The organism is Duganella sp. Leaf61, assembly GCF_001421905.1.
Taxonomy (GTDB): Bacteria; Pseudomonadota; Gammaproteobacteria; order Burkholderiales; family Burkholderiaceae_D; genus Rugamonas; species Rugamonas zoogloeoides.
Genome location: NZ_LMLM01000002.1, coordinates 86,013 through 99,141, shown reverse-complemented (window position 1 = coordinate 99,141; position 13,129 = coordinate 86,013). Strand labels below are relative to the sequence as shown.

Annotated in this window: 11 protein-coding genes and 1 pseudogene; 9 read left to right on the top strand and 3 right to left on the bottom strand. The window is 61.9% G+C overall.

Features of this window, described 5'->3' with window-relative positions; translation table 11 throughout:
- Nucleotides 1-143 precede the first annotated feature (143 nt).
- Nucleotides 144-1,535 carry a CoA transferase gene (locus ASF04_RS04680; RefSeq protein WP_056138600.1) on the top strand — a complete coding sequence of 464 codons (1,392 nt, stop codon included), beginning with the start codon at nucleotides 144-146 and terminating at the stop codon, nucleotides 1,533-1,535.
- Between the two features lie 49 nt (nucleotides 1,536-1,584).
- Here ASF04_RS04680 and ASF04_RS04675 read toward each other — a convergent pair.
- A pseudogene (locus ASF04_RS04675) lies at nucleotides 1,585-1,974 on the bottom strand (TonB-dependent receptor domain-containing protein); the annotation flags it as partial.
- A gap of 240 nt (nucleotides 1,975-2,214) precedes the next feature.
- Here ASF04_RS04675 and fliD point away from each other — a divergent pair.
- Complete coding sequence (fliD, locus tag ASF04_RS04670) at nucleotides 2,215-3,618, top strand: flagellar filament capping protein FliD (RefSeq protein ID WP_056138596.1); 1,404 nt, start codon at nucleotides 2,215-2,217, stop codon at nucleotides 3,616-3,618.
- Nucleotides 3,619-3,695: 77 nt separating this feature from the next.
- Nucleotides 3,696-4,796: a polyamine ABC transporter substrate-binding protein gene (locus ASF04_RS04665; protein ID WP_056138594.1), complete on the top strand. Its 1,101-nt coding sequence runs from the start codon at nucleotides 3,696-3,698 to the stop codon at nucleotides 4,794-4,796.
- A 24-nt stretch (nucleotides 4,797-4,820) separates the two neighbouring features.
- On the opposite strand, the gene ASF04_RS04660 is transcribed toward ASF04_RS04665, so the two are convergent.
- A complete protein-coding gene (locus tag ASF04_RS04660; RefSeq protein WP_056138592.1) occupies nucleotides 4,821-5,285 on the bottom strand; it encodes a histidine phosphatase family protein in 465 nt (154 codons plus the stop codon).
- 67 nt (nucleotides 5,286-5,352) lie between these two features.
- A complete protein-coding gene (gene ppk1, locus ASF04_RS04655) occupies nucleotides 5,353-7,446 on the bottom strand; it encodes a polyphosphate kinase 1 (protein ID WP_056138590.1) in 2,094 nt (697 codons plus the stop codon).
- A gap of 315 nt (nucleotides 7,447-7,761) precedes the next feature.
- Between ppk1 and pstS the strand changes: the two genes are divergently transcribed.
- The 6 genes from pstS to phoB all read left to right on the top strand — a co-directional run bounded on the left by pstS (nucleotide 7,762) and on the right by phoB (nucleotide 13,127).
- The gene (pstS, locus tag ASF04_RS04650) at nucleotides 7,762-8,808 is read left to right on the top strand and encodes a phosphate ABC transporter substrate-binding protein PstS (RefSeq protein ID WP_056138587.1); all 1,047 of its coding nucleotides are present in this window, start codon (nucleotides 7,762-7,764) and stop codon (nucleotides 8,806-8,808) included.
- Between the two features lie 194 nt (nucleotides 8,809-9,002).
- Complete coding sequence (gene pstC, locus ASF04_RS04645; protein ID WP_051120335.1) at nucleotides 9,003-9,956, top strand: phosphate ABC transporter permease subunit PstC; 954 nt, start codon at nucleotides 9,003-9,005, stop codon at nucleotides 9,954-9,956.
- A complete protein-coding gene (gene pstA / locus ASF04_RS04640; RefSeq protein WP_056138583.1) occupies nucleotides 9,953-10,840 on the top strand; it encodes a phosphate ABC transporter permease PstA in 888 nt (295 codons plus the stop codon). Before pstC ends, pstA begins: the two co-directional genes overlap by 4 nt.
- A 34-nt stretch (nucleotides 10,841-10,874) precedes the next feature.
- Nucleotides 10,875-11,681, top strand: coding sequence for a phosphate ABC transporter ATP-binding protein PstB (gene pstB, locus ASF04_RS04635; protein WP_056138582.1), 807 nt, complete (start codon nucleotides 10,875-10,877; stop codon nucleotides 11,679-11,681).
- A 34-nt stretch (nucleotides 11,682-11,715) separates the two neighbouring features.
- A complete protein-coding gene (gene phoU, locus ASF04_RS04630) occupies nucleotides 11,716-12,426 on the top strand; it encodes a phosphate signaling complex protein PhoU (protein WP_056138580.1) in 711 nt (236 codons plus the stop codon).
- An 8-nt stretch (nucleotides 12,427-12,434) separates the two neighbouring features.
- The gene (gene phoB / locus ASF04_RS04625) at nucleotides 12,435-13,127 is read left to right on the top strand and encodes a phosphate regulon transcriptional regulator PhoB (protein WP_019922128.1); all 693 of its coding nucleotides are present in this window, start codon (nucleotides 12,435-12,437) and stop codon (nucleotides 13,125-13,127) included.
- The last annotated feature ends 2 nt before the right edge of the window (nucleotides 13,128-13,129 follow it).

Below are 13,129 nucleotides of genomic sequence, written 5' to 3'. Positions count from 1 at the left end.
ATCGTCGGCCCCCTCGCGCATTAACTTCCGATATCCCCCGCCGCGCAACTGGCCCCGCCTGCACCGCCAAGGTATTTATTGAAGATTGACTGCACCCTCGCAGCAGCCTAAGCTCGGCACACGATCATTCTTCCGGGGCTTGCATGGCTGACGACTCTCATCCTCAATCGCATTATTTGCTGGCCGCCATCTGGTCGGCGCTGGAACTGCCGGCGCCGGCAGGCGGCGCCATCACGTTTACCGGCCATGGCAACTTGCCGTCGTACTACGCGGTCACCGATCTCGCTGCCGCATCGATCGGGGCGGCGGCGCTGGCCGTGCGCGAGCTGGCCGCGCTGCAGGGCGGGGCGCAGGCGCCGGTGTGCGTGGACCGTCGTCTTGCTTCGCTATGGTTCGGCTGGTCGCTGGCGCCGGTCGGCTGGGAGCGCCCGGCCTTGTGGGATGCGGTGGCCGGCGACTATGCGTGCCAGGACGGCTGGATACGGCTGCACACCAATGCGCCCCACCATCGCCACGCTGCGCTCGATGTGCTCGGTTGCGGGCCGGACCGGCAGGCCGTGGAACAGGCGGTCGCCCGGTGGCGAGGGGCAGCGCTGGAGGCGGCAGTCGTCGCCAACGGCGGTTGCGCCGCGCAGATGCGCTCGGCAGACGACTGGCGTGTCCATGCGCAAGGGCTGGCAGTTGCTGCCGAGCCGCTGATCGCGTTCGACAGCCAGCCCTGCAACGCGCAGGCTGGCTTGACCGGCACGGCGGCGCGACCGCTGGCGGGCCTCAAGGTGCTGGATTTGACGCGGGTGCTGGCCGGCCCCATCGCCACGCGCTTCCTGGCCGGTTACGGCGCCGACGTGTTGCGCATCGATGCGCCGGACTGGAACGAACCAGGCGTAATTCCTGAAGTCACGCCCGGCAAGCGCTGCGCCCGATTGAACCTGCATCACGCACCGGACCGTGCCGTGTTCGAGAAGTTGCTGGCCGAGGCGGACGTGCTGGTCCATGGTTACCGGCCCGAAGCACTGGCGCGGCTGGGCTACGACGAGGCGTATCGCCGGCAGGTCAATCACGGCCTGGTCGATGTCAGCCTCGACGCCTATGGCTGGAGCGGCCCGTGGGCTGGCCGGCGCGGTTTTGATAGCCTGGTGCAGATGAGTTGCGGCATCGCCGACCACGGCATGCAGGCCAGCGGCGCCGGCAAACCGGTACCGCTGCCGGTGCAGGCGCTCGATCACGCGACCGGCTACCTGATGGCAGCTGCCGTCGTGCGCGGCCTGATCGTCAAGGCGACGCAGCAACGGGCAACCCGGGCGCAGCTGTCGCTGGCGCGCACGGCGGCGTTGTTGATGAGCGCCCCCGGCGATATCGGCGCGCAGCAGCTGGTGCCGGTTGCAGCCGGCGATTACGCACCGGAACTCGAACATACCGACTGGGGACCGGCCCGGCGCCTGCGCCCGCCAGTGGTGATCGACGGCATGGCGCTGGCGTGGCGGCGTGGCGCCAGCGACCTCGGGTCGGCGCCGGCACAGTGGAGCGCGCCATAAAAAAAAGGCCGGCGCACCAGGCGCCGGCTGTGGCTACAGCATCAGGACATCAGAAACGGTATTTGAGCGCAGCCGTCACGCGGCGTGGCGCACCATACGTGATCTGGTTGTACGCGGAAAACATGGCCAGGTGTTTCTTGTCGGTCAGGTTGTCCACGTTCAGCTGCGCCGACCAGTTCTTGTTGATCTCGTAGCGCGCCATCAGGTTGACCATTGCGAACGAGTCTTGCAGGATCTGGTTGTTGGTGGTGTTGCCGGCAGGCGCGGCCGGGTCGGTGGTGTAGGTTTTGCCTTCCCAGTTGATGCCGCCGCCCACGGTGACGCCGGCCAGCGGGCCGGACAGGTCGTAGGTGGTGAACACGCGGAACAGGTCGCGCGGATAGATGCTGTTGAACGGCAGGCCGTCGGCATCCTTGGCGCTGTAGTGGGTGTAGCTGGCGCTGGCGTTCCAGCCGCGTGCCCCTGGACCAGCAACGGCATGGCAAGCGCGATTCGCATTCTAAAGTCAATGGCAGGGAGCTAAGTGTGCAATGAAAGTCAGTGATGCAGAAGGAAGAGGCGCATTTCCGCTGGCAGGGACGGACAGAAGCGGGATTGGCTGCCTGTTCATTGCTTTGAAATATAGTTTCTGTAGCATACTATCGGTATATACCACTGCCTCAACAGCCGAGACCCCGCTATGGCCATCAATCCGCTCACCAGCTCTGCCACCAACACCGCCAGCACCACTTCATCGATCAGCTCCGACGTGTACAAGCGCGTCGAGCAGACCATGATGTCGCAGAACAATGGCGCCACCCGGCTCAACGCCGCGCTGGCCAGCAGCCAGACCAAGCTCTCGGGCCTGGGCCAGCTGCAAAGTGCGCTGGGCAGCTTCCAGTCGATCGCTGCGGCATTGACCGGCAGCGGCCTGTCCACCTCGGCTGCCAGTACCGATAAAACCGTGCTCACCGCCACGTCGACCGGCGGCGCCAAGGCGGGTACGTACGCGATCAACGTCCAGCAACTGGCGCAGGGCCAGTTCCTGACCAGCACCGAATTCAGCTCCGCCACCGCCAAGGTCGGCACCGGCGCGCCCACCACCGTCAAGATCGACTTCGGCACTGCTGGCGACAAGGGCTTTACGACCAACGGCACGGCCACCAGCAAAACCATTTCCATCGACAGCACCAACAACACGGTCGAGGGCATCGCTGCCGCTTTCAAGGCCGCTGGCGTGGACGTCACGGTGGCCAAGGGCGACGATGGCAAGGTGTCGCTGTCGATCGCCGGCCAGAGCGGCGAGGCCAACAGCATGCGCATCAGCGTCAGTGGCGACGGCGCGCTGAAAAACCTGCTCGGCTACGATCCCGACGAAAAAGGCAAGCAGGGCTTCAAGCAGACCACGGCCGCCCAGGACGCCATCCTCACGGTCGATGGCAAAGAGATCAAGAGCGCCAGCAACACGCTGGACAAGAACAAGGGCATTGAGGGTGCCGCGCTTACGCTGACCGGCAAGGGCAAGGCCGACATCACCATCAGCCAGGATGCCAGCAAGATCGGCGACAACCTCAAGACCTTCGTGGCCGCCTACAACGACCTCAACAGCAAGCTGAAAACCCTGTCCAACGGCGCCCTCAAGGGCGACACCGCGCTGGGCCAGGTGACCATGCAGATGGATCTGCTGCTCAGGACCGGTGGCGGCAACGTTTCCACGTCGGCGCTGGCGGCAGCCGGGATCAGCCAGGACAAGGACGGCAACCTGGTGATCGACGACAAGAAGATGCAGGCTGCCATCACTGCCGACTCGTCGCAGGTGGCCAAGCTGTTTTCCAACGACGGCAAGGGCCTGGCCGACCTGATGGGCGCCAAAGTGACCTCGTTTACCGACAAGAACAGCGTGATCAGCCGCGAAACAACCCAGGTCAACCGCGAGCTCGACGCCACCAACACCAAGCGTGCCGCGCTGACCAAGGCACTCACCGCCCAGGCCACCGCGCTGGCGGCGCTGTACTCGGCGCAGTCGCAGACCGGCACCGGCGGCGGCATGTTCGGCACCGGCAGTACCGGTTCCACCGGCACCTTGTTCGATTTGCTCGGCTAATCCAAACGAACCTCTTGCACGTAACGGCCCGATGCCGGATCATCACGGCTTGTGCATGAATCCCACTCGGAGGTGTTATGGCAGGAAAGTTCGTTGGCGTGCTGGCGGTGGCCGGTTTGATGGTGGCTGGTCTGGCCCAGGCGCAAGAGGAAAAAGTCCTCAACATCTATAACTGGTCCGACTACATCGCGGAAGACACGGTCAAGAATTTCGAGAAAGAGACCGGCATCAAGGTGCGCTATGATGTTTTCGACAACAACGAAATCCTGAACTCCAAGCTCGTTGCCGGCAAATCGGGCTACGACATCGTGGTGCCTACCGCCCAGTGGGCGCGCCTGCAAATCGAAGGCAAGTTGCTGCGCAAGCTCGACAAATCGAAGCTGCCCAACCTGAAAAACCTCGATCCGGCGATCCAGGCCAAGCTGGCCAGCATCGATCCGAACAACGAATACCTGGTGGACTGGCTGTGGGGTTACACCACGGTCGGCATCAACGTCAATAAAGTGAAAGCCGCGCTCGGCGGCATGCCGATGCCGGCCAATGCCTGGGACCTGGTGTTCGATCCCAAGTATGCATCCAAGGTGAAATCGTGCGGCGTGTCGTTCCTCGATTCGCCATCCGAAGTGCTGCCGGCCGCGCTGATGTATCTCGGCAAACCGGCGTACTCGAAAAACGCTGCCGATTACGCCGAGGCGGGCAAGCTGCTGCAAACCATCCGTCCCAATGTCACCCTGTTCAGTTCATCAGGCTATATCAACGACATGGCCAACGGCGCCGTGTGCGTGGCGCTGGGCTGGTCCGGGGACATCAATATCGCCCGTCAACGCGCGCTCGACGCCAAGAACGGCAATGTGATCGAGGTGCTGGTGCCCAAAACCCCGGCAGCCCTGGTGTTCGACACCATGGCCATTCCTGCCGACGCCCCGCATCCGAACAACGCCCACCTGTGGATCAACTACATCATGCGCCCGGAAGTGCATGCCAGCCTGACCAACAAGGTGTTTTATGCCAACCCGAACACGGCCAGCATGAAGTTCGTGCGCAAGGATATCGCCGGCAACAAGACCGTGTTCCTGTCCGATGCGGACAAGCAGCGCATGGCCGCGCCGGAGTCGGTGCCGGCCGATATCCGGCGCGTGATCACGCGTACCTACACCAAGTTCAAGACGGGCCGCTAAGCCCGTTCCCCAACGCGGGCCTGGTTATTTGACCAGGTCCGCGCTCATCACCGCCTTCAGATACACGCTGCCCGGGTCACCCGGCTCGCGCTGGGCAAACCACCAGGCGCTGGCCTTGCGGATATCCCAGTCGAGGTCTTCGCCCGTCAGCAGCAGCGCTGCCACCATGCCCAAGGTCGGCTGGTGGCCTACCACCAGCACCGAATCCTTGTTGCCCGGCCAGTTGACCGCTTTCAGGATGTCGGTCGGGTCGGCGCCTGGCGCCAGGTCGTTGTGCAGCTTGAACTTGCGGCCCAGCGCTTCCACCGTTTGCAGGGTGCGCACGGCCGGGCTGGCCAGGATGCGGCAGCTGTCAGGCAGTTGCGAGTCGAGCCATAGTCCCATGCGGCGCGCCTGCTTGACGCCCTTGCCGGTCAGCGCGCGTTCCAGGTCGGTCATGCCGGGCGCCGCATCTTCGGCCTCCGCGTGTCGCCATAAAATGAGATCCATACATTCTCCTTGATGCCAGTTGGTGAAATCAGATCCCGGTGCACCTCCCGGCGCACCTTGCCAAAAATTACTCGATCACCGCGCCGGGCATGCCCAGCGTTTCCATCAAGTGCTGCTGGGCGGAGAAGCCGCCCTGTTTGCCGCGCGCCTTGCGGCGCTGGTAGTGGCCGTCCGGTTCCAGCTCCCAGGCGTTGCGGTTGTCCTTGAGGTAAGGGTTCAACCCTTCCGACATCACGCGCCGCTTGAGCGCCTTGTCCAGGATCGGGAAGGCGACCTCGATGCGGCGGAACAGGTTGCGGCTCATCCAGTCCGCGCTCGACAGCATGACGTCGTGCGCCAGGTCGTTGCGGAAATAATAGATACGGCTGTGTTCGAGGAAGCGGCCGATGATCGAGCGCACCTTGATGTTTTCCGACAGCCCCGGCACGCCCGGCTTCAGGGTGCAGGCGCCGCGCACGATCAGGTCGATCTTGACGCCGTCCTTGGACGCCGCGTACAGCGCGCGGATCACCGATTCGTCCACCAGCGCGTTCATCTTAACAATAATCCGCCCCGGACGCCCGCTGCGCGCGATGCGCGCCTCGTTGCGGATGGCCTTGATGATTTCGTTCTGCAAGGCGAACGGCGCCAGCCACAAGTGGTTGAGCCGGTGCGGCTTGGTCAGGCTGGTGAGGTGAATAAATACCTCGTTGACCTCCTGGCTGATGCCCGGGTGGCAGGTCAGCAAACCGAAGTCGGTGTAGAACTTGGTGGTGGTCGGGTGGTAGTTGCCGGTGCCCAGGTGGGCGTAATACTTCAGCTTGCCTTCTTCGCGGCGGATCACCAGCGCCACCTTGGCGTGGGTTTTCAGGCCTACCACGCCATAGACGACCTGGGCGCCGGCTTGCTCGAGCTTGTCGGCCCAGTTGATATTGGCTTCTTCGTCGAAGCGCGCCTTCAGTTCCACGATCACGGTCACTTCCTTGCCCGCGCGGGCGGCCGTGATCAGCGCTTCCATCAGGTCGGAATTCATGCCGGTGCGGTAAATGGTCTGCTTGATCGCCACCACGGCCGGATCGTGGGCCGCGCTGCGAATGAAGTCGATGACGGTCTGGAACGACTGGAACGGGTGGTGCAGCAGGATGTCGTGCGCGCGCAGGGCGGCAAAGATGTCGGCGCTGCCCGGTTTTTGCGCGCTGCCAGGGAAGAACGGCGCGAAGCGCAGCGACGGATCTTCCACGTGGTCCATGATCTCGGTAAGCCGCACCAGGTTGACCGGGCCGTTCACCGCGTACAACCGGCTCTGCTGCAGGCCGAACTGGTCGAGCAGGAACTGCGACAGCTCGGGCGGGCAGTTGATCGCCACTTCCAGCCGCACCGAGGTGCCGAACTGGCGGCCCTGCAACTCGCCCTTGAGCGCCTGGCGCAGGTTTTTGACTTCATCTTCATCGACCCACAAGTCGCTGTCGCGGGTGACGCGGAACTGCGAATAGGCGATTACTTCGCGCCCGGCAAACAAATCCGAGATATGCGCGTGGATCACCGACGACAGCAGGCAGAACGACACGCCGCCACGGTTGGACAGCTCGTCGGGCAGGCGGATCACCCGCGGCAGCACGCGCGGCGCTTTTAATATGGCAATCGCCGTACCGCGGCCGAAGGCATCCTTGCCCGACAGCGAGACGATGAAATTCAAGCTCTTGTTGACCACCTGCGGGAACGGGTGGGCCGGATCGAGCCCGATCGGCGTGAGCAGTGGCCGCACCTCGGTGTCGAAATAATCCTTCACCCATGCGCGCTCGGCCTCGGTGCGTTCGTTGTGGCGCACCAGGTGCACGCCGCTGGCAGCCAGCTCGGGCAGCACTTCCTGGTTGAGAATATTGTATTGGTCGGTGACCAGTGCGTGGCATTCGTTGCTGATGCGGGAGAGGGTGGCAAGCAGTGCGGGGTGGGTGGCCAGCACACCATCGGTGCCGGCGGCGGCCAGCAGGCTGGCGACGCGTACTTCAAAGAATTCATCGAGATTGCTGCTGGCAATACATAAATAACGCAAGCGTTCGAGCAAGGGGATGCTCTTGTCTTCGGCTTGCGCCAGCACCCGGCGGTTGAACATCAGTTGCGACAGCTCGCGGTCGAGGAACGCGGAATTCTTGCCGACTTCGGCATGCACATCAGGCTTCATGTCTCTTTGGTCACTTTGCAGATAAGGTAATTCTAGCCTGTAATTCAACAGAAGAATGATGCAACAGTGTAAAGACCAATTATGACAAGTTTGTGACAATCGCTGTCATAAACCGCCAAAACTGCCCGTCTTTTATGACATGGACGTGTCACAATTGCGTTATTCGCTCATGACATGCACGTGTTTTCATAGGGAGGTGGGGTGTCACTCGGCAAAAAACTTCTTTTTGGACATTTTTTCGCGATGTCATAAACCTGTCATATTGGCCGGTTAGACTTCGCAACATCCTAACCTGTCATAACAAAGGACTTTGAAATGCGAATGAAACAACTGATCTCTTCCCTGGTAGTCGGTGCCTGCGCCATGATGGCTCTCTCGTCCGCTGCCACCGCTGCCGATATGACCGGCGCCGGCGCGACCTTCCCATACCCGATCTACGCAAAATGGGCTGAGACCTACAAAGCCTCTACCGGCAATGGCCTGAACTACCAGTCCGTCGGTTCGGGCGCTGGCATCAAGCAAATCAAAGCCAAGACCGTCGATTTCGGCGCCTCGGATGCGCCGATGAAAGCAGAAGACCTCGACGCCGAAGGCCTGATGCAGTTTCCGGCCATCATGGGCGGCGTGGTGACCGTGGTCAACGTTCCAGGCTTGGCACCAGGTCAACTGAAACTGACCGGTCCGATCGTGGCCGACATCTATCTGGGCAAGATCACCAAGTGGAACGACCCGGCAATCGCCGCACAAAACGCTGGCGTCAACCTGCCAGCAGAAGACATCACCGTGGTGCACCGCGCCGACGGTTCGGGCACTTCGTTCCTGTTCACCGACTACCTGTCGAAAACCAGCCCTGATTTCAAATCGAAAATCGGCGCCGGCACCGCAGTGAAATGGATCGTGGGCGTGGGCGGCAAGGGTAACGAAGGCGTTGCCGCCAACGTGCAGCGTATCAAGGGTTCGATCGGCTACGTCGAGTGGGCGTACGCGAAGAAAAACAAGATGCAGCACACCCAGCTGAAAAACAAGGACGGTAACTTCCTGCAACCTGACGACGAGTTCTTCAAGGCAGCAGCCGCCAACGCCGAGTGGACCAAGACCCCGGGCTTCGGCGTGGTGCTGACCGACCAGGCTGGCAAGAACTCGTGGCCGATCACCGGCGTGTCGTTCATCCTGATGCACAAAGTGCAACCGGACGCCAACAAGGGCAAGGAAGTCGTGAAATTCTTCGACTGGGCCTTCAAAAACGGCGGCAAGTCGGCTGTTGAACTGGACTACGTACCGCTGCCTGACTCGGTGGTAAAACTGGTGCAGGATTCCTGGAAAGCCAACCTGAAAGACGCTTCGGGCAAGGCCATCTACTAATCCTGATTCCCTTCACTGCCTGCAATACAAGGCGGTGAGGGGGTTAGCCTGCGGTGCCCATGTGGACATCGCAGGCTAGCTTACCTTCCCGAGATAACAATATGAGCGCTGACATCACTACCACGCCAATTCCAAAACCGGAGCCGGCCTCGCAATTTAGTATCGCGCAGGCCACCGCTGCTGAACAGGCCGCCATGCAGTCGATGATGCGGACCATGCGCAAGCAGCGCATCCAGGACTTCTTCTTCCACAAAACCACCATGCTGTTCGCGCTGTCGGTGCTGCTGGTGCTGCTGGGAATTATCATTTCGCTCATGGTCGGCGCCTGGCCGGCTTTCAAGGAGTTCGGCCCCGGCTTCATCACCCGCGTCGAATGGGATCCGGTCAACGACCAGTATGGCGCCATGATCGCCATCGTCGGCACCCTGGCCACTTCCGGCATCGCCCTGCTGATCGCGTTCCCGATCAGCTTTGGTATCGCGCTGTTCCTCACCGAAATCTGCCCCGCCTCGCTGCGCCGCCCGCTCGGCACCGCCGTCGAACTGCTGGCCGGCGTGCCGTCGATCATCTACGGCATGTGGGGCCTGTTCGTGTTCGCCCCGCTGTTCGGCGACTACGTGCAACCGTTCCTGAAAAGCACGCTGGGCGTGCTGCCGATCATCGGACCATTCTTCAGCGGCCCCACCATGGGCATCGGCATCCTGACCGCCGCCCTGATCCTGGCCGTGATGATCATCCCGTTCATCTCGTCGGTGATGCGCGACGTGTTCGAGATCGTGCCGGCTGTATTGAAAGAATCGGCTTACGGCCTCGGTTGCACCCGCTGGGAAGTGGTGCGCAAGATCGTGCTGCCGTACACCAAGACCGGCGTGGTCGGCGGTGTGATGCTGGGCCTGGGCCGCGCCCTGGGCGAGACCATGGCCGTGACCTTCGTGATCGGTAACGCCAACAAGCTGTCGTTCTCGCTGTTCGCTGCCGGTAACTCGATCGCCTCGACGCTGGCCAACGAATTCGCCGAATCGGACACCGTGCTGCACACCTCGTCGCTGTTCGCGCTGGCACTGATCCTGTTTGTCATCACCTTTATCGTCCTGTCCGCCGCCAAACTGATGTTGGTTGGCATGTCCCGCAAGGAAGGCCTCAAATGAACCAAGCCGCCATCAACCCGCAGGAACCGATTGTTCCGATGAACAAGGTGTACCGCAAGCGCCTGTTCCGCCACCGCGTGGGCATCGCCATGTCGGTGCTGGCGATGTCGCTGGGCCTGGCCGTGCTGGCCTGGATCCTGGTCACCCTGGTGATCAACGGTTTTAGCGCCCTGTCGGTGAACCTGTTTACCGAAAGCACCCCGGCGCCGGGCAGCGAAGGCGGTGGCCTGGCCAACGCCATTTTCGGCAGCTTCATGATCGTCGGCCTGTCCACGTTGGTGAGCACGCCGATCGGCATCCTGGCCGGCATGTACCTGGCCGAGTACGGCAATGAAAACAAGCTGGCGGCCGTCACCCGCTTTGTCACCGACATCATGCTGTCGGCTCCGTCGATCGTGATCGGCATGTTCGTGTGGGCTGCCTACGTGGCCACCACCAACCACTACTCCGGTTACGCCGGTTCAATCGCGCTGGCCCTGATCGCCGTGCCGGTCGTGGTGCGCACCACCGACAACATGCTGCGCCTGGTACCGAGCAGCCTGCTGGAAGCGGCGTTCGCCCTCGGCGCGCCGCGCTGGAAAGTGGCGATGACGGTGCGCCTGCGCGCCGTGAAAGCCGGCGTAATCACCGGCGTGCTGCTGGCCGTGGCCCGCATCTCGGGCGAAACCGCGCCGCTGCTGTTCACCGCCCTGAACAATCAGTTCTTCAGCAAGGACATGAACGGCCCGATGGCCAACCTGCCGGTCGTGATTTACGGCTTCGCCATGAGCCCGTACGACAACTGGCGCGAACTGGCCTGGGGCGGTGCGCTGCTGGTCACCTTCAGTGTGCTGGCGCTCAACATCGTCTCGCGCACCATGTTCAGCCAAAAAATTCCAAACTAATTAGCGACCACTTACATAAAGCGATCGACACATAATGAATACGCAACTGAGCCCAGAAACGACCACCGCGCCAGCAGGCGCCGGCAAGCGCACGACCATCGGCATCTCGAACCTGAATTTTTTCTACGGTAAGACCCAGAGCCTGACCAACGTCAACCTCAACATCCACGAGCGCCAGGTCACCGCCTTCATCGGCCCGTCGGGCTGTGGCAAATCGACCTTGCTGCGCACGCTCAACCGCATGTACGACCTGTACCCTGGCCAGCGCGCCGAAGGTTCGATCATGTACCGCGGCCGTAACATCCTCGATGCCGGCCAGGACTTGAACATGCTGCGCGCCAAAATCGGCATGGTGTTCCAGAAGCCGACCCCGTTCCCGATGTCGATCTACGACAACATCGCGTTCGGCGTGCGTCTGTACGAAGACCTGTCGAAAGGCGAGATGGACGAACGCGTGGAATGGGCGCTGAAGAAAGCCGCACTGTGGGGCGAAGTAAAAGACAAGCTGACCAAGAGCGGCCTGTCGCTGTCGGGCGGCCAGCAACAGCGCCTGTGCATCGCGCGCGGCGTGGCGGTGAAACCTGACGTGCTGCTGCTCGACGAGCCAACCTCGGCGCTGGATCCGATCTCGACCTCGAAAGTGGAAGAACTGATCAGCGAACTCAAGCAAGACTACACGATCGCCATCGTCACCCACAACATGCAGCAGGCCGCGCGTTGCTCGGACTACACCGCCTATATGTACCTGGGCGAGCTGGTGGAGTTCGGCGAGACCGACCAGATCTTCATGAATCCTGCGCGCAAGGAAACCCAGGATTACATCACCGGCCGCTTCGGCTGATCGAACTTATAATACGTCAACACGGAGAATCAGCATGATCGGTGAGCACTCATCCAAACAATACGATAACGAACTCGAAGCCATCCGCTCCAAGGTGCTCTTGATGGGCGGCATCGTCGAGACCCAGTTCCTCGACGCCATGACGTGCTTTCGCATCGGTAATCCGGAGCGTGCCGACCGCGTGATGCGCGAGGACGACACCGTCAACCAGCTCGAAGTGTCGCTCGACGACGCCTGCAGCCACCTGATCGTGCGCCGCCAGCCGGCCGCCAACGACCTGCGCACCATCATGGCCACCATCAAGGTGATTACCGACCTGGAACGCATCGGCGACGAAGCAACCAAGATCGCCCGCACCGCCAAGGCCCTGCATTCGCGCGGCACGGCCACCGTCAACCATTACGAAATGGTGCGCAATATCGCCAACAACACCAGCGACATGCTGCACGACGCGCTTGACGCGTTTGCGCGCAACGACGGTGTGCAAGCGTTGAAACTGATCGCCCAGGATGCCGTGATCGACCACGAATTCCGTTCGATCATGCGCAACCTGATCACCTTCATGATGGAAGATCCGCGCACGATTTCGGCCGCACTGGACACGCTGTGGGTGGCCAAGGCCATCGAGCGCATCGGTGACCATGCCAAGAACATCGCCGAGTACGTGATTTACGTGGTGGAAGGCAAGGACATCCGTCACACCAAGACCGTGCCTGCCATCGAAGACAACATTGAACCTGCATAAACAAGCATATGGCATCTGATAAAACCACCGTACTGATCGTGGAAGATGAACCGGCGATTGTCGAGTTGGTGACTTTTTCGCTGCGTGAGGCAGGCTGGAACTGCTGCGCGGTGCAAAGCGTGGGCGAGGCCTGGGAGTTCATCCAGACCCGCACCCCGCAACTGATTTTGCTCGACTGGATGTTGCCGGATCAAACCGGCTTGCGCCTGCTGGCGCGCATCCGTTCCGACCGCAATTTCCAGGAAATCCCGGTCATCATGCTCACCGCAAAAAGCATGGAAGAGGACAAGCTGGCCGGCCTCAATACCGGCGCCGACGACTACGTCACCAAGCCGTTCTCGCCGCGCGAGCTGCTGGCCCGGGCGCGCGCGCTGCTGCGCCGCAAGAGCCCGGAGCACGCGCAATCGACCATGCGCGCAGCCAATATCGCGCTCGACCCGGTCAGCTGCACGGTGTCGATGGACGACCAGAAGATCGACATCGGCCACGCCGAGTACAAGCTGCTCAAGTTCCTGCTGGCCCACCCGGAGCGCGTGTTCTCGCGCAGCCAGTTGCTCGACAAGGTGTGGGGCGACCACGTGGTGATCGAGGAGCGCACGGTGGACGTCCACGTGCTGCGCCTGCGCAAGGCCCTCAAGGAAGCCGAGCACCTGATCAAGACCGTGCGCAGCGTCGGTTACATGTTGTCGGAGAAAACCTAGTC